1 protein-coding gene is annotated in these 208 nt (G+C 45.2%); it reads left to right on the top strand.

Annotation, left to right across the window (positions count from 1 at the left end; genetic code table 11):
- The coding region (locus CWB75_RS18815) for a DEAD/DEAH box helicase (protein WP_138571431.1) at positions 1–208 on the top strand (208 nt) is incomplete at both ends.

Genomic DNA, 208 nt, shown 5'->3' with positions numbered 1-208 from the left:
CCATTACTAAATAATATTGACCCGTCTGTGAAACAGCCACAGATCCTTGTACTCACACCAACCCGAGAGCTTGCGATCCAAGTATCTGAGGCATTTGAAAAATATGCAAAACACACTCGTGGTGTTGAAGTACTGGCAGTATATTGTGTCGAGAGCTACACCATCCCGTTGATCGCACTTCGTCGTGGCGCACAGATAATTGTTGCTA

The sequence above is a fragment of the Pseudoalteromonas sp. S1608 genome, assembly GCF_005887265.1.
Classification (GTDB): Bacteria; Pseudomonadota; Gammaproteobacteria; order Enterobacterales; family Alteromonadaceae; genus Pseudoalteromonas; species Pseudoalteromonas undina.
This window is presented reverse-complemented; position numbering and strand designations above follow the sequence as displayed.